16 protein-coding genes are annotated in these 20723 nt (G+C 69.1%); 7 read left to right on the top strand and 9 right to left on the bottom strand.

Annotated elements, in window-relative coordinates:
• Positions 1-148 precede the first annotated feature (148 nt).
• Positions 149-835, top strand: a complete 687-nt coding sequence (locus A176_RS12990; RefSeq protein WP_002638499.1) for a hypothetical protein — start codon at positions 149-151, stop codon at positions 833-835.
• Positions 836-844: 9 nt separating this feature from the next.
• Here the strand turns inward: A176_RS12990 and A176_RS12985 are convergent, their stop codons facing one another.
• On the bottom strand, positions 845-1600 hold the full coding sequence (locus tag A176_RS12985) for an SDR family oxidoreductase (RefSeq protein ID WP_002638500.1): 756 nt from the start codon (positions 1598-1600) through the stop codon (positions 845-847).
• Positions 1601-1799: 199 nt separating this feature from the next.
• On the opposite strand from A176_RS12985, the gene A176_RS12980 reads away from it, so the two are divergent.
• From A176_RS12980 to A176_RS12970, 3 genes are all read left to right on the top strand, one after another.
• On the top strand, positions 1800-2984 hold the full coding sequence (locus tag A176_RS12980; protein ID WP_002638501.1) for a metallophosphoesterase: 1185 nt from the start codon (positions 1800-1802) through the stop codon (positions 2982-2984).
• Positions 2985-3130: 146 nt separating this feature from the next.
• Positions 3131-3916 (top strand): tetratricopeptide repeat protein, encoded by a 786-nt coding sequence (locus A176_RS12975; RefSeq protein WP_002638502.1) that lies wholly within the window; start codon positions 3131-3133, stop codon positions 3914-3916.
• A 173-nt stretch (positions 3917-4089) separates the two neighbouring features.
• The gene (locus A176_RS12970; protein WP_002638503.1) at positions 4090-4833 is read left to right on the top strand and encodes a head GIN domain-containing protein; all 744 of its coding nucleotides are present in this window, start codon (positions 4090-4092) and stop codon (positions 4831-4833) included.
• A 12-nt stretch (positions 4834-4845) separates the two neighbouring features.
• Here the strand turns inward: A176_RS12970 and A176_RS12965 are convergent, their stop codons facing one another.
• The 3 genes from A176_RS12965 to A176_RS12955 form a co-directional block, all read right to left on the bottom strand.
• Positions 4846-5067 (bottom strand): DUF3185 family protein, encoded by a 222-nt coding sequence (locus A176_RS12965; RefSeq protein WP_002638504.1) that lies wholly within the window; start codon positions 5065-5067, stop codon positions 4846-4848.
• A 47-nt stretch (positions 5068-5114) separates the two neighbouring features.
• Positions 5115-9317 (bottom strand): ribonuclease R, encoded by a 4203-nt coding sequence (gene rnr, locus A176_RS12960; protein WP_002638505.1) that lies wholly within the window; start codon positions 9315-9317, stop codon positions 5115-5117.
• 107 nt (positions 9318-9424) lie between these two features.
• A complete protein-coding gene (locus A176_RS12955) occupies positions 9425-10813 on the bottom strand; it encodes a protease inhibitor I42 family protein (RefSeq protein WP_002638506.1) in 1389 nt (462 codons plus the stop codon).
• Between the two features lie 196 nt (positions 10814-11009).
• Here A176_RS12955 and A176_RS12950 point away from each other — a divergent pair, with 196 nt between their 5' ends.
• The 3 genes from A176_RS12950 (at position 11010) to A176_RS12940 (ending at position 13918) form a co-directional block, all read left to right on the top strand.
• Positions 11010-12242, top strand: coding sequence for a molybdopterin molybdotransferase MoeA (locus tag A176_RS12950; protein ID WP_021780922.1), 1233 nt, complete (start codon positions 11010-11012; stop codon positions 12240-12242).
• Between the two features lie 118 nt (positions 12243-12360).
• A complete protein-coding gene (gene ribA / locus A176_RS12945) occupies positions 12361-13035 on the top strand; it encodes a GTP cyclohydrolase II (RefSeq protein ID WP_044889112.1) in 675 nt (224 codons plus the stop codon).
• 49 nt (positions 13036-13084) lie between these two features.
• Positions 13085-13918: an MBL fold metallo-hydrolase gene (locus tag A176_RS12940; protein WP_044889224.1), complete on the top strand. Its 834-nt coding sequence runs from the start codon at positions 13085-13087 to the stop codon at positions 13916-13918.
• Here the strand turns inward: A176_RS12940 and lipB are convergent.
• The 5 genes from lipB to lpdA all read right to left on the bottom strand — a co-directional run bounded on the left by lipB (position 13908) and on the right by lpdA (position 20692).
• Positions 13908-14999, bottom strand: coding sequence for a lipoyl(octanoyl) transferase LipB (lipB, locus tag A176_RS12935; protein WP_002638510.1), 1092 nt, complete (start codon positions 14997-14999; stop codon positions 13908-13910). The two genes, A176_RS12940 and lipB, sit on opposite strands and share 11 nt — an antisense overlap.
• The gene (locus tag A176_RS12930) at positions 14996-16651 is read right to left on the bottom strand and encodes a ClpX C4-type zinc finger protein (RefSeq protein WP_002638511.1); all 1656 of its coding nucleotides are present in this window, start codon (positions 16649-16651) and stop codon (positions 14996-14998) included. The genes lipB and A176_RS12930 overlap by 4 nt, the downstream gene beginning before the upstream one ends.
• A 129-nt stretch (positions 16652-16780) precedes the next feature.
• Positions 16781-18046, bottom strand: a complete 1266-nt coding sequence (locus tag A176_RS12925) for a dihydrolipoamide acetyltransferase family protein (RefSeq protein WP_002638512.1) — start codon at positions 18044-18046, stop codon at positions 16781-16783.
• A gap of 60 nt (positions 18047-18106) precedes the next feature.
• Complete coding sequence (lipA, locus tag A176_RS12920) at positions 18107-19036, bottom strand: lipoyl synthase (protein WP_044889111.1); 930 nt, start codon at positions 19034-19036, stop codon at positions 18107-18109.
• A 258-nt stretch (positions 19037-19294) separates the two neighbouring features.
• Positions 19295-20692 carry a dihydrolipoyl dehydrogenase gene (lpdA, locus tag A176_RS12915; RefSeq protein WP_002638515.1) on the bottom strand — a complete coding sequence of 466 codons (1398 nt, stop codon included), beginning with the start codon at positions 20690-20692 and terminating at the stop codon, positions 19295-19297.
• Positions 20693-20723 lie beyond the last annotated feature (31 nt).

Genomic DNA, 20723 nt, shown 5'->3' with positions numbered 1-20723 from the left:
AAACGCAACACCCATGCTGTCTGCCCATGCAGCTTCCCCTCGGGCAGAAATCCCTATCAATCCAGGCCCCTCAATTGCAGACGCCGGACGCGCACCTCGACCGACTTCATCGCTCGTCCATTCTTTTGCCAGCAATTGGAGACGTCTGATGATTGCGCAGACCCGAATCGCACGAAGTGTCCTGGCCGTCGTGGCGGCCCTGGGATTGGGAACCGCCTGCGGTGGTCCGGTGGAGGAGCTGCAGCCTGAAGTCATGGAGGAAACGGCGGCCCTCGATGCGGACGCGGTGGAGAACGAGCCCCCTCGCAAGTTGGAGGACCTCATCGGCGCGCTCGACCGCGAGGCGGGCGTCCTTCACGTGATGGACACCGCGGAGCAGATCGTCCTTTCGCAGCTCAAGGCCCAGCGCACCGGCACCGCGCAGTATGTGACCAAGGATGAACTGACGGGGGATACGACGTACTTCACGGTCACCCGCCATCCCTGGAAGGAGTGGCCCCTCATGTTCAAGCTTTGCCCCACGGGTGAAGCCGTCCTCCCCTGGATCCCCTGTCCCACGACCATCTTCGCGGACCCCTTGACCCGCATCTGGCAGAACGCCTCCTGTACCCGCCGGGTCCAGGCCCCTGCCTGGGGCATCTGCAACAACACATTCGACGGCAACAGCTACGACATCGAGTACCGCGATGCCTGGCGTTGTGGCGTGGGCACGGGCTTCTGCGTCGAGCGGCGCGCCGCCAAGACCGTGCGCTACGACTACGCCCTGGCCTACTGCAACTCGGGCCTCCTCACGAACGTCACGCCCCAGAACTTCGACTACCTCTGCATCCGCTGAGGTCCGCGGCTAACGAGCACCCTGCTCGAAATCGCCCACGTCGCGGTAGTACCGCTCGACCTGGGCCTGCGTCGAAGCCTGCGTGTAGACCTCCGCGCGCGGGTGTTCGATGACGTCGAGGATGACCTTCGCGGCGTCCTCGACGCGCTGCGCCCCCGGCAACGTGCGGGAGTCGGGGCCCCCACCCAGCGCATTGTCGCCAAAGGCCGTGGCGACCACGCCCGGCATCACCACCGTGACGGTGATGCCTGGGTGCGTCTCACGCAGGTCCTGACGCAGACACGCGCTGAGCGCGTTGAGCGCGTGCTTCGCCGCGCTGTACGCGGACCGGTGCGGAACCATGGGCAGCCGCCCTAGCGTGCTGGAGACGTTGACGATCTGCCCGGCGTCGCGTGCCTGGAAGTGCGGCAGCACCGCCTGCATGCCGTAGAGCGCGGTGTTCACGTTGTCACGCCACATGGCCTCGAGGTCCGCGTCCGTGAGCTCCGCCACGGAACGGGTGATGCCTCGGCCCGCGTTGTTCACCCACACGTCGATACGGCCAAAGCGCGCGAGCGCCGCGTCACGCAGCCGCTCCATTTCGTCTCGACGGGTCGCATCGGTGACCACCGCCAGCGCTTCGCTTCCGCATTGCGCCGCCACGGCCTCCAGCTCCGCCTTCCGGCGCGCGGCCAGCACCAGCCGGGCGCCCTGCCGACCTGCCTGCCGCGCCAGCTCCGCGCCGATTCCACCGCTCGCGCCCGTGATGACGATGACCTTGTCCATGTCCGCGCTCCTTGCCGCCGGCTGTTCCCATCCATGGCCCCAGGGAGGGGCCAACGCGTCCGGATACCACGGCCGGAGGTGAGAGCGGCCGTCCGTCGCGCCCGTGTGACGTGCCGAGCCTCGTCCGTGGCGTGGTACCCTGGCGCCTCTCTCGCCACTCCCACCGACCTCCACTCCGTTGCGACTCTTCTCCTTTTCAATGCTCATCGGGCTCGGCGCGGTGCTGGGCCACCTGTACCTGTACCGGCGGCTCGTCCGGCAGCTCGTGCATGGCCGCCTGGCTCGCCTGCTGGCCATGGGCGTACTGGTGGTGATGACGGGCGTGCTGGGGAACCGGCGCACCGTGGTGGACCTGCTCCCCGAGGGCGCCGAGGGCCCGCTCTCCATGGCGATGTACACCTGGATGGGCGTGGCGCTGTGCCTCGTCATCGCGCTGGTGCTGACGGACGCGGGACGCGCGCTCATGGCCCTCGTCCAGCGGCTGCGGCGCCGGCCCCTGCCCGAACCCACGCCCCGTGAAGCCGAGGCCCCGCTCGCGCCGCACGTCGACGAGGAACGGCGGCGCTTCCTGGGTCAGGCCGTGGCAGGCGGTGCCTTCGTGGCCGGTGGAGGTCTGGCCGCCTACGGAAGCTGGCGTGCCTTCTCGCCGCCCATCGTCACCGAGCTGGCGGTGAAGATTCCCAAGCTCCCCAAGGCGCTGGACGGATTGAGCATCGTGCAGCTCACCGACATCCACGTGGGCCACTTCATCCAGCGCCGCTACATGGACGCGCTCGTCCAACAGGCCAACGCGCTCCGCCCCGACCTGTTCGCCATCACCGGAGACCTGGTGGATGGCGACGTGCCCTCGCTGGGCGGCCACGTCGCCGCGCTCGCGGCGCTGAAGTCCCGCTATGGCAGCTACTTCGTCACCGGCAATCACGACTACTACTCGGGGGACGAGGAGTGGTCGGCGTTCCTGGAGTCGCTCGGCATCGAGGTGCTGCGCAACCGACACGTGCGCATCGGTGACGCGGGGGCCTCGCTCGACCTGGTGGGCGTGGACGACTGGAGCGGGGGCCGGCGGCGCAACAAGAAGGGCTACGACTTGGACCAGGCGCTCGCGGGCCGGGATCCCGACCGCGCCGCGGTGCTGCTCGCGCACCAGCCCGCGAACTTCAAGGTCGCCGCCGAGCGCGGCATGGACCTCCAGATTTCCGGGCACACCCACGGTGGACAGTTGGTGCCCATGACGTTCCTCATCGGACTCGCCTGGGAGCACTCCGCCGGGCTGTACGCACATGGGGACTCGAACATCTACGTCAGCCGGGGCTGCGGCTTCTGGGGCCCGCCCATGCGGGTCGGCAGCCCGCCGGAGATCGTCAAGCTCGTGCTGACGGCATGACGCACCGGGACATCCCGTGTCAGGCCCGCCTGCCCTCCGGGGGACAGGCCATCCGGCAACGGCCCCGTGACGCGACTTCGGGTATGCTCCCGGCAAAATCAGGACCCGTGAGGGCGGGCCCTCCAAAAATCTTGAGAGGCACACATATGAAGCGCCTGGGAAAAGTCGGACTGCTGGTCGGAGCGCTCGCGCTGGGTGGCACCGTCGTCGGCTGTAAGGCCGAGGATGACACCGCGAAGAAGCACCGGGTCACCGGCAGCGACCACCTCAGCAAGAAGGAGTACAAGGAGGCCATCGCGGCCTACGCCCTGTCGCTCCAGGCCGACCCGAAGCAGGAGAAGGTCTGGGAGAAGAAGGCCTTCGCCCACATGCAGATCGGGCAGATGAACGAGGCCGCCGAGTCCGTGCTCAAGATGGGTGAGTTCAAGACGGCGCCCGCCGAGAAGGCCGAGATCTACCGGACGCTGGCCAGCATGTACATGACGGGCGGCACGACCGAAGAGGCCGAGAAATACTTCAACGAGGCCCTGAAGCTCGAGCCGAAGGACGAGGCGTCCCTGGGGTGGATCGCGGAGATCTACGCGCAGCGCGGCGGCGCCCGCTCCATGGGTGCGCCCATCATCAAGGAGGCCCTGGACAAGTCGCTCGGCTATTACGACCAGGTCATCGCCCTCAACCCGAACTCGGCCAACACGTACCTCAACAAGCGCGTGGTAATGGGCCGCCTGATGGAGTTCGAGCGGCAGCAGAAGGAGATGGCGCTGTCCGAGGCGACGGAGAACGCGAAGGACAAGGCCATCGTCGCCGAGGCCAACGCGCGCGCCGAGGAGCACCAGAAGCGCATGGACGAGTACCAGGTGCAGTTCGGCGAGATGACGAAGAAGTTCAGTGAGGCCCAGAAGGCCGCGAAGGCGGCGGCGCCCGCGCCGTAGTCCCCTTCCACCTGCAAGCCAGTCCGCGAGGGCCTGGGACCGCGAGCCGGTTCCGGGCCCTTTGCGTTCCGGCGGTGGCGCCCGTTCTACAGGTGCCGGGTGACAGTTGCTTCCTCCCAGGGTGTTACCTGCTGCGCGACGTCGATGACGTCCGGAACCCTGGGAGCGACAGCATGCGCATCACGAAGGCAGAGGCCTGGGTCGGCACCGTATTGCTCACGGTGGCGCTCAGCGCCTGTTCGGCCGGGCCGTACGTCGACGGCAATGGCGACCTGGTGGAAGAGGAGCGGCGGACGTCCTCGTTCGAGGAGGTCTATGTGAGTGACGGCATCGCCGCCATCGTCGAGGTGGACCCGGCGCAGCCCCACCGAGTCATCGTGGAGGGCGACAGCAACCTGGTGGCCCTCATGCGCACCGACGTCCATTCCCGTGGCCGGTTGCGGGTCCAATTCCTCTCGGAGGACGTGGGCCAATGGGAGTCGAAGAACCCGCTGCGCGTCCGCGTCACGGTGCCGATGCTGCGAGGCATTGAACGCTCAGGTGGCGGCAACGTGGACCTGCGCGGGACGATTGCGGCCCCCTCCTTCCAGCTCATCACGAGCGGCGGTGGCAGGGTTCGGGCCGAGGGGCTCTCGGTGGAGCGCATGACGCTGGAGACCAGCGGCGGTGCGGAGACCACCCTCTCCGGACACGTCGCGGCGTTGGACAGCGAGATGTCGGGAGGCGGCAAGCTGTACGGCTCGGGCCTGCGGGTCAACGACGCGCGCCTGGAGTCCAGCGGGGGCGGCAGCACGGAGCTGCAGGTCGTCGACACCTTGCGTGTCGAGGCATCCGGGGGCGCGAACATCACCATCTTCGGTACGCCGGTGGTGATTCAACGGGACCTCTCGGGCGGCTCGACGCTGCGGTTCGAGTAACCCGTGCGTTACTCAGCGCCGACGGCGCCTGCCCCCGCCCGCGAGCACCATCACGAGGCCTCCCACGAGCGCCGCGCCGCCGCCCGCGAGGTACAGCGTGGTCTGGTCCGTGTTCCGCCCCGTGATGAGCTCCGTGGCTCGCTCCGCGAGCGAGTCCCGGGCCTTGAGTCCAGACCAGAGCAACACCGCACCCGCGATGGCGAGCATGACTCCCAGCAGCCGGACGACACTCACGTTGCCTCCTGGTGACGAGAGCCCCCGTGTGGGGGCGTCCGTCGGACTCAGCGTTTCTTGCTCGGAGCAGACCGCTTCTTCGCGGCTGCGGTCTTCGGTGTCTTCGTGGCCGCGCGCGCGGACTCAGCCTTCTTCGCTGCAGGCGCCTTGGATGGCTTCGACGCGGCAGTGGCCTTCTTTGCCTTGGCCGAGGTCGACTTCGCCGCAGCGGCGGGCTTCTTCGCCTTGGCCACGGACGTGTTCGCAGGACGCGTGACAGGCTTTGCCGCAGCCGAGGACGTCTTCGCTGCGGACTTAGGTAGCTTCGCCGCAGCCGAGGAAGTCTTCGCAGGACGCGTGGAGGGCTTTGTCGTAGCCAAGGACGTCTTCGCCGCGGACTTGGGCAGCTTCGCCGCGGCCGAGGACGTCTTCTCCACGGACTTGGGCAGCTTCGCCGCAGCGGAAGTCGCCTTGGCCTTGCCCGAAGGCATGGATGGCGTCGCCAAGGGCGGCTTTCCTGCGGCCGCAGTCGTCCTTGCCTTCGCGGTGCCCCTGTTCTCCGCGGCCTTGGGAGGCTTCGCCGCAGCGGTCGCCTTCTTCGCCTTGGCCTTGTTCTCTGCGGCATTGGACTGCTTCGCCGCAGCGGTCGCCTTCTTCGCCTTGGCCGTGGACGGCATCACCTCAGCCCGAGGCGTCTGCACCTTGGCCGTGGGCCGCGTCGCCGCAGCGGCCGCCTTCATCGCCCTGTTCAGGTTCTCAACGGACGTGGGCTGCGTCGCCGCAGGGGTCGCCTTCTTCCCCTTGGCCGTGGAGGACGTCACCTCAGCCCGAGGCGGCTGTTCCTTGGCCATGGGCGGCTTCACAGCAGCGGCAGCCTTCGCCGCCCTGCCCAGGTTCGCAGCGGACGTGGGCTGCGTCGCCGCGGGGGTCGCCTTCTTGGGTTTGGCCGCGAACGGCGTCACCTCAGCCCGAGGCGTCTGCACCTTGTCCGTGGACGGCTTCGCCTCAGCAGGAACCGTCTTCGCCTTGGCCTCGGACGCGTTCGCAGGGGCCGTGGACGCGGTTTCGGCAGGCACAGGCACCGCTGCCGCCTCACGCGGTTCCACGCGGGCCCTCGATTCCGAGCCCACCTCCGCGACCTCTCGCGACGGAGGCACTGCGGCCGGACCTTCGAATCCACGGCGCTCTTCAGCGACGGGCACCTCCGGCGAGAGGCCCGCTGGAGGCTCCATGGAGAAGACCCTGTCGGACTCCGTCTCCACCCGGGGACGCGGCGCGGGGAACCGAGCCCCCTGCCCACCCTGCGGCTTCTGGACGGGCTTCGAATGCGGCGGCGCGCCTCGGCCTTCGCTCCCACGGTGCCGCTGTGAGGCCAGCGCCCGAAGCCTGTCGAACCCGGGGTGCGGTGACGAGGAACCATCCGTCGACGGCGCCTCCCACGGAGCAGGAGCCGCCGCGGGCACATCGACCGGAGCCGGAGGTGCCTGTTCCGCGGGCAGCTCCGGCCGGATGAACGTCCGGCGCTTGGCCCACGGCGACTCCTCGGAAGGCCGAGGCGTCTGCGCCTCGTCGGCCTGGGGCGGGAAACGCGGCTCCTTCCGGTGCGGCGCGGCCTCCTCCCGACGCCCCTCGCGGGAGAAACGCCCACGCGGGCCCTTGGACGAGACCTCAGCGTGAGTCTCCTGCGTGCTCCGGCTCGCGGCGGCCTCGCGCTCCCGGCGACCCGGCCGTCCAGCGTGCTCGCGATGCCCTCCCCGCTCCCCACGCGCGGGGGCTTCGGCCATCCACGCCTGACGACGGCGCGGCGGCTGCGCCCCAGCTCCTTCCGCGCGGCTTAGCATCGCCTCGCCGTCGAACTGGAGCGCCTCGAAGTCGATCTTCTTCGCCGTCACGTTGACGGACGTCAGGCGCACGCGGAGCTTCTGCCCCACACGCACGCGGCGGCCATTCGCGTACACCAGCGAATGCGTCAGCTTGTCCAGCTTCGCGCCCGGCCCCAGCGTCTCCGCCTTCACCAGGCCCTCGACATGCACTTCGTCCAGCTCGACGAAGAAACCAAAGTCGGTGATGGCGGCCACCGTGGCGGCGAACTCCTCCCCCACGCGGTCCTTCATCATCAAGCACGCGTAGAAGGACACCACCTCGCGCTCGACCTGCATCGCCGCGCGCTCACGCTCCGAGCACTGCGCCGACATGTCCTCGAGCTGCTCCTCCTCACGCTCCAGCATGGACGGCGACGGATTGCGTCCCCGCCGCGCCCAGTGCGCCTTGAGCAGCCGGTGCACCAGCAGGTCCGGATAGCGCCGGATGGGCGAGGTGAAGTGCAGGTAGTACTCCGCCGCCAGACCGTAGTGGCCCACGTCCGTCGCGGTGTACACGGCCTGCATCATGGAGCGCAGCAGCAGTTGGTTCAGCGCGCGCTGCTCCGGGTGGCCCTGGAGCTGGCTGATGAACGCGTCCAGCTCCTTCGACGACACGCCGTCATCGACGCGGAGCTTGAAGCCGTAGGCCTCCGCGAGACCGGCGAAGGTGGCCAGCTTCTCCGGGTCCGGCTCGCCATGGAACCGGTACACCGTGGGCAGCCCTTCGTCCTGGAAGAACCGCGCGACCGCCTCGTTGGCGGCGAGCATGCACTCCTCGATGAGCCGATGGCTGTCCTTGCGCTCGCGCTTGTCCATGCGCAGCGGGAGGCCGTCCTCCCCCAGCACCACCTTGTGCTCGGGCAGGTCGAAGTCGATGGCGCCGCGCTCCTTGCGCATCTTCATCAGCGCGCGGGCCAGCGACATCAACCGCTCGAAGTGCGGCTTGAACGCGTTGCGGTGCGGCACGTCCTGACCGTCGAGGACGTCCTGCACCTCGTTGTACGTGCACCGCGCCGCGCTGCGCATCACCGCCGGGTACAGTTCATAGGTGCGCCGGTGGCCCCGGCGGTCGAACGTCATGTCCGCCACCATGCACAGCCGGTCTTCATCCGGGCGCAGGGAGCAGATGCCGTTGCTCAGCCGCTCCGGCAACATGGGCAGCACCCGGTCCGGCAGATACACGGACGTGGCGCGCCGCAGGGCCTCCGTGTTCAGCGCGCTGTCTTCCCGGACGTAGTGCGACACGTCCGCGATGGCCACCACCAGCCGCCAACCGTCCGCCTGGTCCTCCACGTAGACGGCGTCGTCGAAGTCGCGCGCATCCTCACCGTCGATGGTGATGAGCGGCAGGGAGCGCAGGTCCTTCCGGTGCTCGCCCTGGGCCTCGGCCTCCGACACCGTGACGGCGTAGTGGTCCGCCTCGACCATGACCTCGGGAGGGAACTCGTCGGAGAACCCCTGCGAGTACGCGACGCCCAGGACCTCGGCGCCGGGCGACCCGGGCTTGCCCAAAGAGCCCGCAACCTCGCCGTGCAGCCCCCGGTCCGGATCCAACAACTGGGCACCGATGCCCAACTGGACCTTCACCAGGTCTCCGTCCCGCGCCATCTGCGTCAGCGGAACGCGAATGGGGCCCGGCAGGCTCGTGTCCGTGGGGTACACGATGGCGTAGCGGCCCTTCACCGCATAGGTGCCCACCGCCAGCTCACGCCGACGCTGCACCACCCGCACCAGTCGCCCTTCCAGGCGAGGCGGACGGCCCGAAACGGACACCACCACCCGGTCATTGTCGAGCGCCCGCTGCGCTTCGTGCGGCGGCAGGAAGACGTTGTCGCCCTCGCCGCCCAGCGGATGGACGAAGCCAAAGCCATCCCGGTGGACGTGAAGGATGCCCTCGAGCAGATCCTGCCCGTCGGACGCGTCGAACCGGCCGCGCCGGAACGGGCCCTCGCCCTGGCCGCCGCGGAAGCCACCGTGCTTCGAGCCCGCGTGGCGGTCACGCCCCGCGTCCCGGCCCTGCCACCCGGCGCCCTTGCCACGCCCCCCCGCGTCCTGGCGGCGCGCCGCGAAGCCACCGGGGCCCGCATGCGGTCCCTTCTTCCGGAAGTCCCCGCCCTGAGGCGGACCCTCCCGGCGCCGGCCCGGGGACTCCGGGCCAGCCTGACGCCACGCGAGGGCGCCCCCCTGCTCCCGGGCGCGAGCATCAGGCTCACGCCGTGAGGGCATGCGGGGAACGAAGCGCTTGCCTTCCTTGAGGATGTCGCCCTGACGGACGAGCTCGCGCAACATGCGCTTGAGCACCGTCTGTTGCCCAGGGTGCAGGCCCGCGAGCCGGAGAAGCTCTTTGATGCCCAGCGGGTGGTCTGCTTCAGCGAGGAGCTGCTTGAGGATTTCTGGAGAAAGAATCACGGTGGGGTCGCGGCTCGGCCGCTACGGGAACGGGTAAGCCCGAAGCAGCCGGACGGGAACCCCCCGGCGACCGGCCGCCTCCCGGATCCTTCTCCGGGCGGCGACCGTCAGGGCTTGACCGTAACGTTGATTTTGAAGGAGCGATCCACCAGCCCGGGCGAGAGCGCCTTGGCCAGGAAGAACTCCATTTCGAAGCTGCCCGGGTTGCGGGGCGTGAAGAAGAACTCGCGGGTCCCGGGACCGTCCTCGGGGGCGGGTTCGAAGTTGGCTTCGCGCAGGCCCACGCGCTTGGCCATGGTCGGCTCGATGGCCCAGGTGAACCCAGGCTGTTCGGGCAGGCGAACGGTGAGGCCGTGGTTGAGGCGCACGTCCACGGACGTGGGGACCTCTCCCTCGATGTGCACCAGCTCCATCTCGTCGCGGGACACGGCGCGCGTCTCGGAGGGGCGCGGCTCGACGTTCTCCGCCGAGATACGGCCACCCCAGCCCGACGTCTTGTCGACGACGCCCTGCACCTGGAGCGTGTAGCCCACGTGCTTGCGGAGCGACTTGCCCGCGGCCTTGCCCTCGATGATGAAGGACACCTGCTGGCGCGTGCCGCCGTTGGAGACGACGAGGATGTACTCCTCGCCCATCATCTCCAGGTTGCCGCGCACGCCCGCGAAGCCCTTGATGCCCGCGCCCATGCCGGCCGCCGTCACCATGGAGACCTCGCCGGGAGACAGGTAGCGCAGCCGCGCCTCCGTCTCGACGGGGGTGGCCTCCACGACCTCGGCATCCGGCTTCTTGGCCGAGTACTTGCGCACGTCGATGACGCCGCTGTGGTTGGTCGTCTTGCGGATGAGACCGACGACCGAGACCTTGTGGTCCACATAGGCCGGGAGCACTTCCTGATCCGGCCCCTGGAGGAGGAAGGTCAGCTCGCGCTTGTCACGGCCCACGACCACCAGGTGCGGCATGTCGTTGGTCACCACCAGGCGGCCCTTGAGGCTGCCCTCGCCCGTGACGCCGCAGCCTTCGCCCGCCGTCAGGAGCTGCTCCAACTCACGCTTGGTGAGGGGCTCGCCCGGCGGAGGAAGCTTGGTGGCGCGAGGCCTCGGCTTCTCCACGGGAGGCGCGACGGGAATCGAGGGAGCAGCGCTCGCCTTGCCCGACTTGCCACCCGCTGCGGACTTCGCGGCGGCAGGCGCCTTCGCCGGAGGGGCTTTCGCGGCGGCCTTCGCGGCCGGAGCCGCCTTGGCCGCGGACGCCGTCTTGCCCGCCGGTGCGGCCTTCTTCGCGGTGGCCTTCTCCTGCACGGCCTTCTTCACCGCGCCCTTGGCCCCCTTCGAAACATCCGATGCCGCTTTCGCCAATTTCGTCGCCGCCTTTGCCACCCGTTTTGAGGCGTTCTTGATCAGGTCCAGCCGGGCAGCGGAGTCCTTCTTCGCAGCGGGCTTTGCGCCAGCCTTGCCAGCGGGAGTCGTCTTCTTGGCCCCAGACTTGGGCTTGGCCATCGACGCAGTCTCCTTGAGAGTTCCCGTGTCCTTTCAACGGGTTGGCAACCTGCCCCGGAGGGCAGGCAAGCCTCGCGATCAACGTTGCTTGTAACGATGATCAGGTAGGCTGTCAAACTAACACTTGATTATCCCACGGACTTTGTTCGCGAACAGGGTCCAAGCCACAGAGCCCGCGCATGGCTATAAGCCGGGCATGAACGACTCCGCCACTTTGCTCCCGGAGGAAGAAGCCCGCTCGCGGATCCTCGCGCTGTGCGCCCCCCTGCCCACAGAGTGGCTGGCGCTGGACGATGCCCTGGGCCGGGTGCTCGCCGAGGACGTGGCGGCGCAGCGGACCCTTCCCCCCTGGGACAACTCGGCCATGGACGGCTACGCCGTACGCAGCGCCGATCTCACCGGTCCCCTGCCCACCCGGCTCACCGTGGGGGAGACCGTGTACGCCGGGGCGACCCCGGCCCGGGCCCTGGAGCCCGGCGTGTGCGCCCGCATCATGACGGGGGCCCCCCTGCCCGAGGGCGCCGACGCGGTGGTGATGCGGGAGCGGACCCGGCCGGCCGGGAACAACGGCGCGGATCAGGTGGAGATCCTGGAAGCGGTGACGCCTGGCCACTTCGTGCGGCCCCGGGGCGAGGATGCCCGTGAGGGCCAGGTGCTCCTGGAGGGTGGCACCCCGCTGGGCATCCCGGAGCTGGGGCTGCTCTGGGGCCAAGGGCGGCAGAGCGCCCCCGTCCATCGCGCGCCCCGGGTGGCCATCCTCTCCACGGGGGACGAGCTGTGCCACGTGGATGAACCGCCCCAAGGCCGCATCGTGGACACCAACGCCCCGTCGCTGGCGCTGGCGGTCCGGAGGGCGGGCGGCATCCCCACGCTGCTGGGCATCGCCCGGGACACCCGGGACTCCGTGGGGGCGGCGCTGTCCCGCGCGGACGGGTTCGACGTGGTGATCACCAGCGCCGGCGTGTCCGTGGGTGAGCGGGACTACGTGAAGGAGGTCCTGGCCGCGATGGGCGTGGAGCAGCACCTGTGGCGCGTCGCCATCAAGCCGGGCAAGCCACTGGTGGTGGGCCGGCGCGGTGCCACCCTGTTCTTCGGACTCCCGGGCAACCCGACGTCGTCCCTGGTGACCTTCGAACTCTTCGTCCGCCCTGCCCTCCGCCGCCTCCTGGGCCACGCCCCCAGGGCGCCCGGCCGGGTCCCCGGACGCCTGGAAGGCCGCCTGTCGAAGCCCGTCGGCCTGTCACACTTCGTGCGGGTCACGGCCGCTTGGAGAGAAGGCAGCCTCTGGGCCCGTCCACTGGCGACGCAAACGTCCGGTGTTCTGCGCTCTGCCGCCGCGGCGACCCATCTGCTGCACTTCCCCCGGGAAGCGAGCAGCTTGGATGAGGGGGACGCAGTAGAACTGCTTCCGCTCTCATGGGTGGCCTGAGCAACGAAGGACGCCGTGAGGCATCTGCCAGGTGGGCCCGTGTCGGAAAGTTCGGGCCCGCCTTGACTTGAGAACGTGAGGACCTCAAACAGGGGCCCGCATCTGGAGATGATTCAACATGTCGGATACTCGCTCACCTCAGGTCCTTCCCAACCGTAAGCCCACGCAGCACCTGGAGCGGTTCTCGGAAGCGGACATCCCGACCGAGCGTGGCACCCTGCGGACCATCGTGTTCCGGGACAAGCGCAACGGGCGGGAGCACGTGGCGCTCGTCGTGGGGGACGTTTCGGGGAGCGAGGGCGTGCCGGTCCGCATCCACTCCGAGTGCCTCACCAGCGAGGTCTTCGGCAGCCTGAAGTGCGACTGCCGGGAGCAGTTGGACCGTTCGCTCGACTTCATCACCCAGGCGGGAGAAGGCGTCGTCCTGTACCTGCGGCAGGAGGGGCGCGGCATCGGGCTGGGGAACAAGATCAAAGCCTACGCGCTCCAGGCCAAGGGCCTGGACACCTACGAGGCCAACCGGCAGCTCGGGTTCGCCGATGACCTGCGCACCTACGACATCGCGGCGGAGATGCTGCGCAGCCTGGACGTGCGTTCGGTGGACCTGATGACGAACAACCCGCTGAAGATCGCGGGCATGGTCGAAGAAGGCATTCCGGTTCGACGTCGAATCCCTTCCCGGACCGAGCACAATCCGCATAACGTCGACTACCTGAGGACGAAGCGCGAGCGCACGGGGCACCTGATTGAGCTCTTCGCCGAGGACGACGACACGGAAGCCAAAGCAGGCTGAGAAGCCCCCTGAGCGGCGGCGCAATACCGTTGCGCGCAATCAGGCCCGCATCCCCTTCGAGGTGCGGTTCTGGGGTGTACGAGGCTCCATCCCCGCGCCCGGGGCGAACACCCGGCGCTATGGCGGCAACACGCCCTGCGTGGAAGTGCGCTGTGGGGACGAGCTGCTCATCTTCGACCTGGGAACGGGGGCCCGTTCGCTGGGCCACGCGCTGGTGGCGAAGAAGAAGCCGGTTCGCGGCTCCATCTTCATCTCGCACTACCACTACGACCACCTGCAGGGGCTGCCCTTCTTCGGGCCCATGTTCCTGCCCACCAGCGCCCTGGACGTGTACGGGCCGGCGCGCAACGGGCAGTCGGTGAAGCAGCTCCTCAGCGGGCAGATGATGCCGCCCTACTTCCCGGTGACGGCCGAGGGCGTGTTCCGGGCGAAGCTCACGTACACGGACCTGGCCGCCACGCAGACGCTCACGCTGGGCCCCGCGCAGGTGCGCACCATCGAGCTGAACCACCCGGGCGGCAACATGGGCTACCGCGTGGAGTGCCAGGGCCGTTCGCTGGTGTACGCCACGGACCTGGAGCACGGCACGGAGATGGATGCCGCGTTCTACGCGTTCGCCCAGGACGCGGACGTCCTCATCTACGACGCCATGTACACCGAGGACGAGTACCACGGCCGCACGGGGCCGGCTCGCACCGGCTGGGGCCACTCCACCTGGGAGGCCGCGGTGCAGGCCGCGAACGAGGCGGGGGTGAAGAAGCTGGTGCTCTTCCACCACGACCCGTCACGCGACGACGCGGGCATGGACCGGCTGCTGCGTCAGGTGCGCAAGCACCGCCCCGACGCCATCGCCGCCCGCGAGTCGCTGGTCATCAAGCTGTAGGGCCCTTCCCCGCCACCGCGCGAGTCACCGTCTCGCGCAGGCCCCGGAAGGGCAGCCGCTCCAGGGCCGTGGGCACGTCCACCCACTCGAAGGCGTCGTGCTCCGCGCTCAAGCGCACGTTCGCGTCCGGCGGCACGTGCACGGCGAATCCGTTCTCCTCCACGAGCTGTGGCGGCAGGGCCTCGCCCAACGCGAAGGCGTGGCGGTAGGCCAGGTCCACCAGCGGCAGGCGCAGGCCCGTCTCCTCTTCCAGCTCGCGGGCCGCGGCCTGGGCGGGAGATTCTCCTGCTTCGAGCCGCCCCGTGAGGACCTGCCAGAAGCCGCCTCGCTCCGGCCGGCGGCGCACGAGCAGCACGCGCGCCTCGGGGCCATGCCCCTTCACCACCGCGATGCTCACGGTCCGCAGGGGCGGCGGCGCGTCCACGCGCTCGCTGTCGAACACGGCGCAGAAGCTGTTGGCCGCGGCCTCCTCCACCTCCGCCATGGGCAGGGCGCGGCCCAGCTCACGCTGCATGGAGGTGACGCCCGCCTCGCGGATGCCGCAGGGAACGATGAACTGGAAGTGGTCCATGTTCGTGTTCACGTTGAGCGCGAAGCCGTGCGTGGTGAGCCAGCGGGACAGGTGCACGCCAATGGCGGCGACCTTGCGCGTGTCCGGGGCCCCTTCCTCGCCAATCCAGACGCCGGGCCACTTGGGGATGGGCCCCGCCGTGATGCCCCACCGCTCCAGCACCTGCATGATGGAGCGCTCCACATCGCGCACGTAGCGGCGCACGTCCCGCCTGTCCTCCGGCAGCAGGAAGATGGGGTAGCCCACGAGCTGACCTGGACCGTGGTACGTGACGTCGCCTCCGCGGTTGGTCTCGAAGACCTCCACGCCTTTGTCCGCGAGCTGCGCGTCCGTGGCGACGATGTTCTCTCGCTTCGCGGCGCGGCCCAGGGTGAGCACGGCGGGATGCTCCAACAGGAGGAGCACGTCGCCCGACAGGCCCTGCCGGCGCGACTCGCTGAAGAGGTGCATCAGTTGGAGGCCGTCCTCGTACTCCACTCGGCCCAGCCGGTAGACAGTGAGGGTGTTCATCGCGTGGGTTTCCTTCGTGCCTTCCGGGAGGCGGAGGGAGGAGCCGCCGGCTCCAATCCCCACGTTCCCGCGGGCACCCGGTTGAGGAGCGCGTGCAGCTCATGGCCCGCTCGGGGCGAGCGCGCCGCCGCCGCCGCCAGGGCGCGGAGCACGTCCTCGGAGAGAGAGACCGTGGGCTCGCGCAGGGACAGACGCTGGCGGGCGATCTCGATGTAGTCAGCCTGGGTGGGCGCGTGCACGGGCAGCAGAGCCTGGACGTGCTCCAGGACGGACGTGGGGACGGCGTCCCGCACGGCCTGACGGAGGGACACCGTGGTCCACAGGGGGAGGCTGCGCGCGTCGCCGCGCAACATCCAATCCCGAGGCTCCGTGACACGCCCTCTCGCGCTGAGGATGACAGTGGGCCGGTGGTGCCGCGGCCGCTTGAGGAAAGCGCACAGCAGCGCGAGCGACGCCTCGTTCAGCCGGTCCACGTCCTCCACGAGCACGGGACGTGACGTGCTGGCCACGTCCAGGTCCGCGACCAACGTGATGAGGCCCTGGCCCTCGCGTTGGAGCTGCTGGAACCAGATGCTCTTGCCACAGCCTTCCGGGCCGACGACGAGGAGGCACCCCGCGTGGCCCTGGAGCGATTGCGCGAGCAGCGCTTGAGCCGCCTGCTGCCCCACGAGGCCCACGACGGGCTCCACCGCCCTGTCAGACCGCGCGACGGGCGGCGGAGGCACGGGTGTGACATCTCCGAGCAAGGACTGGGATTCGAGCAGGCAGCTCTTGCAGATGAAGGCGCCCGCGGGCCCCGCGATCAGATCGCCTGTGTCGGTGCGGGGGCGGCAGCAGAAGGAGCACCAGGCGTCGAGTGCCGCGTCCGCGCGCGTGGGGCCGCGTTCGATGAGCCGGGCCTCTCGGCGGCGCCGGACAGGAGGCGCCGAAGTCAGGTCCGCGTCGGACGCCCCTTCAAGGGCCGACTCTGGAGCAGCGCCCTGTTCCGCGAAGCCTTCCTGCGTTTCAGCGCCCCCTGAGACACGGGCAGCGCGAGGATCCTCCTCCTGCGTGTGCGAAGCGGCTTCGGCGCCAGCCACGGCACTGGTGTTCGGAACATCGAGCGGTTCAGAACGCTCGCCGTCACGTGCCGTGGCGACCTGCTCGCGCGGAGCAGCCTCGGTCGACGCAGCGCTGTCCTCGCCCCCCACATGCGCGAGCTGCGCATCGAGCCGCGGCAAGTCCTCCGTGACTTCGGAGTCGATGACCCACGACTGGGCAGCGTCACGAGGTGCCTCTTCGCTGGCGTGCAGCACCGCCTCGCGCAGGGCATCCTCGAGGAGCCGCTGCCGGTGAACGACCTCCGGAATCAGCCCGCCTTCCACGGTCTGCTCCAGCGAGGATGCCAGCACCGCGTCCTCGTCATCGTCCGGCTGGGGCCTCGCGAGGAGCGCCCCCGGCAGCCACTCCAGCCGGTTCACCTCTTCCGCGATGTCCGTCCGGCGCTCGTCCAGCCGGCTCGCATGGCGCAGCAACTGGAGCGCCCGCTGCACGTTGCCGGCATCGCGATAAAGCTCCGCCGCTTTCTGGAGGCACTCCACCGCACGGGCCATGTCCCCCTGTGTCTCGGCGGACTGCGCGGCGCGGATCAGCTCGCGAGGGTTCTCGGCCATACCCAGGGAGACTAACCGGCCCGAGCCCCTGGCGCGCGGCCCTCGTACAGGGCCCCCACAACCAGGCGCTCCCAGGGCCGGCACCACGCCCCATCACCTCTGGGGCATGGCACGGACACGGCGCTCACTTCACGCCATGGCCAGGAACAGCAGGTCCGGCTTCTCCAGGTACTTGATGATCTCGTACGTGAAGTCCGCGGCGACCGAGCCGTCGATGACGCGGTGGTCGCACGACAGCGACAGGTTCATCATGTCGCGCACCACGACCTGGTCGCCCACCACCGCCGGGCGCTTCTTCAGGCGGTGCACGCCGAGGATGCCCACCTCGGGGTGGTTGATGATGGGCGTGGCGAAGAGGCCACCGCTCTGCCCCAGCGAGCTGATGGTGAACGTGCCCCCCGTCAGCTCCTCCATCTTCAGCTTGCGGTCACGCGCGGCGGCGCCCAGACGCGCCGTCTCGCGGGCCAGCTCGCCCAGCGTCAGGCGGTCCGCGTTCTTCACCACCGCGACCGTGAGGCCGTCCGGCGTCGCGGCGGCCATGCCGATGTTGTACTCGCCGCGGACCACCAGCTCCTGCGACGCCTCGTCGAAGTTCGCGTTGAGGTGCGGGAACTTCTTCAGCGCCGCCACCGTCGCCTTGATGATGAACGGCAGGTAGTTGAGCTTGGTGCTGTCCCCCGCCGCCGCGAGCTGCGCGTTCAGCCGGGCACGCAGCGCCACCAGGTCCGTGGCGTCCACTTCCTCCACGAACGCGAAGTGCGGCGCGGTGAACTTCGAGCGCACCATCTTCTCCGCGATCTTCTTGCGCAGGCCGCGCAGCGCGATGCGCTCGTCGGAGGCACCCGAGCTGACCGGAGGCGCCGCGGGCCGGGTCTGCTGCGCGGCCGGAGCCGCCGCCACCACGTTCTTCTCGCCGCCTTCCAGCGCCGCGACCACGTCCGCCTTCGTCACGCGGCCCTGCGGGCCCGTGCCCGGAATCGCCGCCAGGTCCAGGCCGTGCTCACGCGCCATCCGCCGCGTCACCGGCGTGGCCAGCACCTTCGACGCCGAGGCCGGAGCGCCCGAGCCATTGCCACTCGCGGCGGCCGCCGCCACCGGGGCCGCGGGCGCCGCCGCGGACTCACCATGGCCACCCGCCTGCACGGGCACGTCGCCCTCGACCTCCAGGGTGACCAGGATCTGGTGCACCTTGGCCATGTCGCCTTCGTTGCCGTGCGTCTTCACGACCCGGCCCGCCTTGGGCGAGGGCACGGTGACGGTGGCCTTGTCCGTCATCACCTCGGCGAGCACCTGGTCTTCCTTGATGGAGTCGCCCGCCTTCACGTGCCACTTCACCAGCTCACCCTCCATCACGCCTTCACCGAGGTCGGGGAGCTTGAATTCGAAGATCGCCATGGAGTCGTCTTTCCAGAAAGCAGGGGTGTGAGGTCAAGCCATGAATCGGAGCACCGCGACTCAGCCGAGCCGCTCCAGCCGCTCGCGCTCCATCAGGCCCTTCATGAAGAATTCCGCGGCCCGGTAGCTGGACCGCACCAGCGGACCGGACGCCACGTAGAGGAAGCCGTAGGACTCGGCCAGCTTCTTGTACGCCTCGAACTGCGCGGGCGTGACGAAGCGCTCCACGCGCAGGTGGTACTGCGACGGCTGCAGGTACTGGCCCAGCGTCAGGACGTCCACGCCCACGTCGCGCAGGTCCTTGAACGTCTGCTCCAGCTCCGCGTCCGTCTCCCCCAGGCCCACCATGACGGACGTCTTGGTGTAGAGGCCCTCGGGGCGGTTCTTGAGGTACTCCAGCACGCGCAGCGACTGGTGGTACTTGGCGCGGCGATCGCGCACCGTCGGCGTCAGCCGCTCCACCGTCTCCACGTTGTGCGCCACCACGTGAGGCTTCGCCTCCGCGACGGTGGTCAGATCCTTCTCCACGCCCTTGAAGTCCGGGATGAGGACCTCGACGATGGTGCGCGGGCTCTCCCGGCGCAGCTCGCGGATGGCGGACGCGAAGTGGCTGGCGCCACCGTCCGGCCGGTCATCCCGGTTCACGGACGTGACGACGATGTACTCCAGGTCCATCTCCTTCACCGCCTGGGCCAGATGGATGGGCTCCATCGGGTCCAGCGGCGGCGGCGCGCCGACCTTCACGTGGCAGAAGCGGCACGCGCGCGTGCAGACCTCGCCCATGAGCATCACCGTGGCGGTGCCACCGCCCCAGCACTCGGCGATGTTCGGGCAGCGGGCCTCTTCGCACACCGTGGCCAGCTTGGTGCGCTTCACGATGGCTTTGACCCGCTCGTAGCCTTCTCCGTGCGGGAGCCGCACCTTCAGCCACTCCGGCTTGCGGGTGGTCTCAGTCACCTGGGGGAGAGGGAACCGGTCGGGAGTCGCCATGGATCGCGGGCCTTCTATGGGTTGGACGGAGGACGTTCAAGCGGAAGCCACTGACGCGAGGCGTCAGCATCCACCAGTCGTCCGCCAGTTGTCGCCTCTGTACTAATGCCCCGACCGTCCCAGGGCAGCCCGGGAAGCCCCGTGCCACCTGCCAGCCAGGAGACTGGCACCTCGCCGTGGCGGCGAGGGGCCGGAAATGAAAGGGCCGTCCGCGGCGCACCGGGACGGCCCTGGGACTTCAGGGGCGATGCCGGTCGCTCAGAAGTGACGCGGGTGGCCCAGCGTGGCCTCGGCGCCCTCGTGCATGATCTCCGACAGCGTCGGGTGCGCGTGGACGGTGTTCGCCAGCTCCTCGGTGGTGATCTCCAGCTTCAGCGCGACACACGCCTCGGCCAGGAGCTCCGTGGCATGCGGGCCGATGAGGTGCACGCCCAGGACCTCGTCGTACTTCTTGTCCGAGACGATCTTCACCATGCCCGTGGACTCGTTGGAGATGGCCGACTTGGTCACCGCCGCGAAGGGCGCGATGCCCACCTTCACGTCGTAACCGCGCTCCTTGGCCTTCTTCTCCGTCAGGCCCACCGAGGCGACCTCGGGGTAGCAGTACGTGGCCGACGGGGTCAGGTCGTAGTTGATGGGCTGCGGGTTCTTCCCCGCGATGTGCTCCACCGCCACCACGCACTCCGCGCTCGCCATGTGGGCCAGCATCGGCGTGGGGATGATGTCGCCCACGGCGTACACGTTGGGCTCCGAGGTGCGGAGCATCGAGTCGACCTTGATGTAGCCGCGCTCGGCCTTGATGCTCGTCTTGTCCAGACCGACGTCCTCGGTGACGGGCGAGCGGCCCACCGCCGACAGGAGGATCTCCGCCTCCAGCGTCTTGGTCTCGTTGCCGACCTTCATCGTGACGCGCACGCCGTCCGCCGTGTGCTCCACCTTCTCCACCGCGGAGCCGGTGTGCACGTCGATGCCGCGGCGCTTGAAGATCTTCTCCAGCTCCTTGGAGATGTCCGCGTCCTCGATGGGGAGCAGCGCGGGCAGGTACTCCACGATGGCCGTCTTGCTGCCCACGTGGTTGAACACGGAGGCGAACTCGCAGCCGACCGCGCCGGCGCCCAGGACGATGATGCTCTTGGGAACGCGGTCGATCTGCAGGATGGAGTCGCTGTTCAGGACCCGCTTGTGGTCCACCGGAACGTTGGGCAGGGACTTGGGCACCGAGCCCGTGGCGAGGATGATGTTCTTCGCGTCCAGGACCTGCTTGGAGCCGTCCTCGGCGGTGACCTCGACCTTGTTCTTGCCCGCGATGCGGCCGTGGCCCTTGATGACCGTCACCTTGTTCTTCTTCATCAAGAAGTCGATGCCGTTGGCACCCTTGGTGACGATCTTGTCCTTGTGCTTCATCGCGTTCGGCCAGTTGATGGTCGGGCTGCTCACATCAATGCCGAAGTCGGCCGCCTCGCGGACGTGGTGGAAGAGCTCCGCGGTCCACAGCAGGGACTTGGTCGGGATGCAGCCGCGGTGGAGGCAGGTGCCGCCCAGCCGCTTGTCCTTCTCGATGATGGCCGTCTTCAGGCCGAGCTGACCCGCGCGAATGGCTCCCACGTAGCCGCCAGGACCCGAGCCGATGATCACCACGTCGAACGTCTCAGCCACGCACGCCTCCGTAATTTTTGAGGATGGAACC

Origin of the sequence: Myxococcus hansupus (assembly GCF_000280925.3) — a bacterium.
Classification (GTDB): domain Bacteria; phylum Myxococcota; class Myxococcia; order Myxococcales; family Myxococcaceae; genus Myxococcus; species Myxococcus hansupus.
Note: the sequence above shows the minus strand (reverse complement) of the source record. Positions and strands in the feature narration are given on the sequence as shown.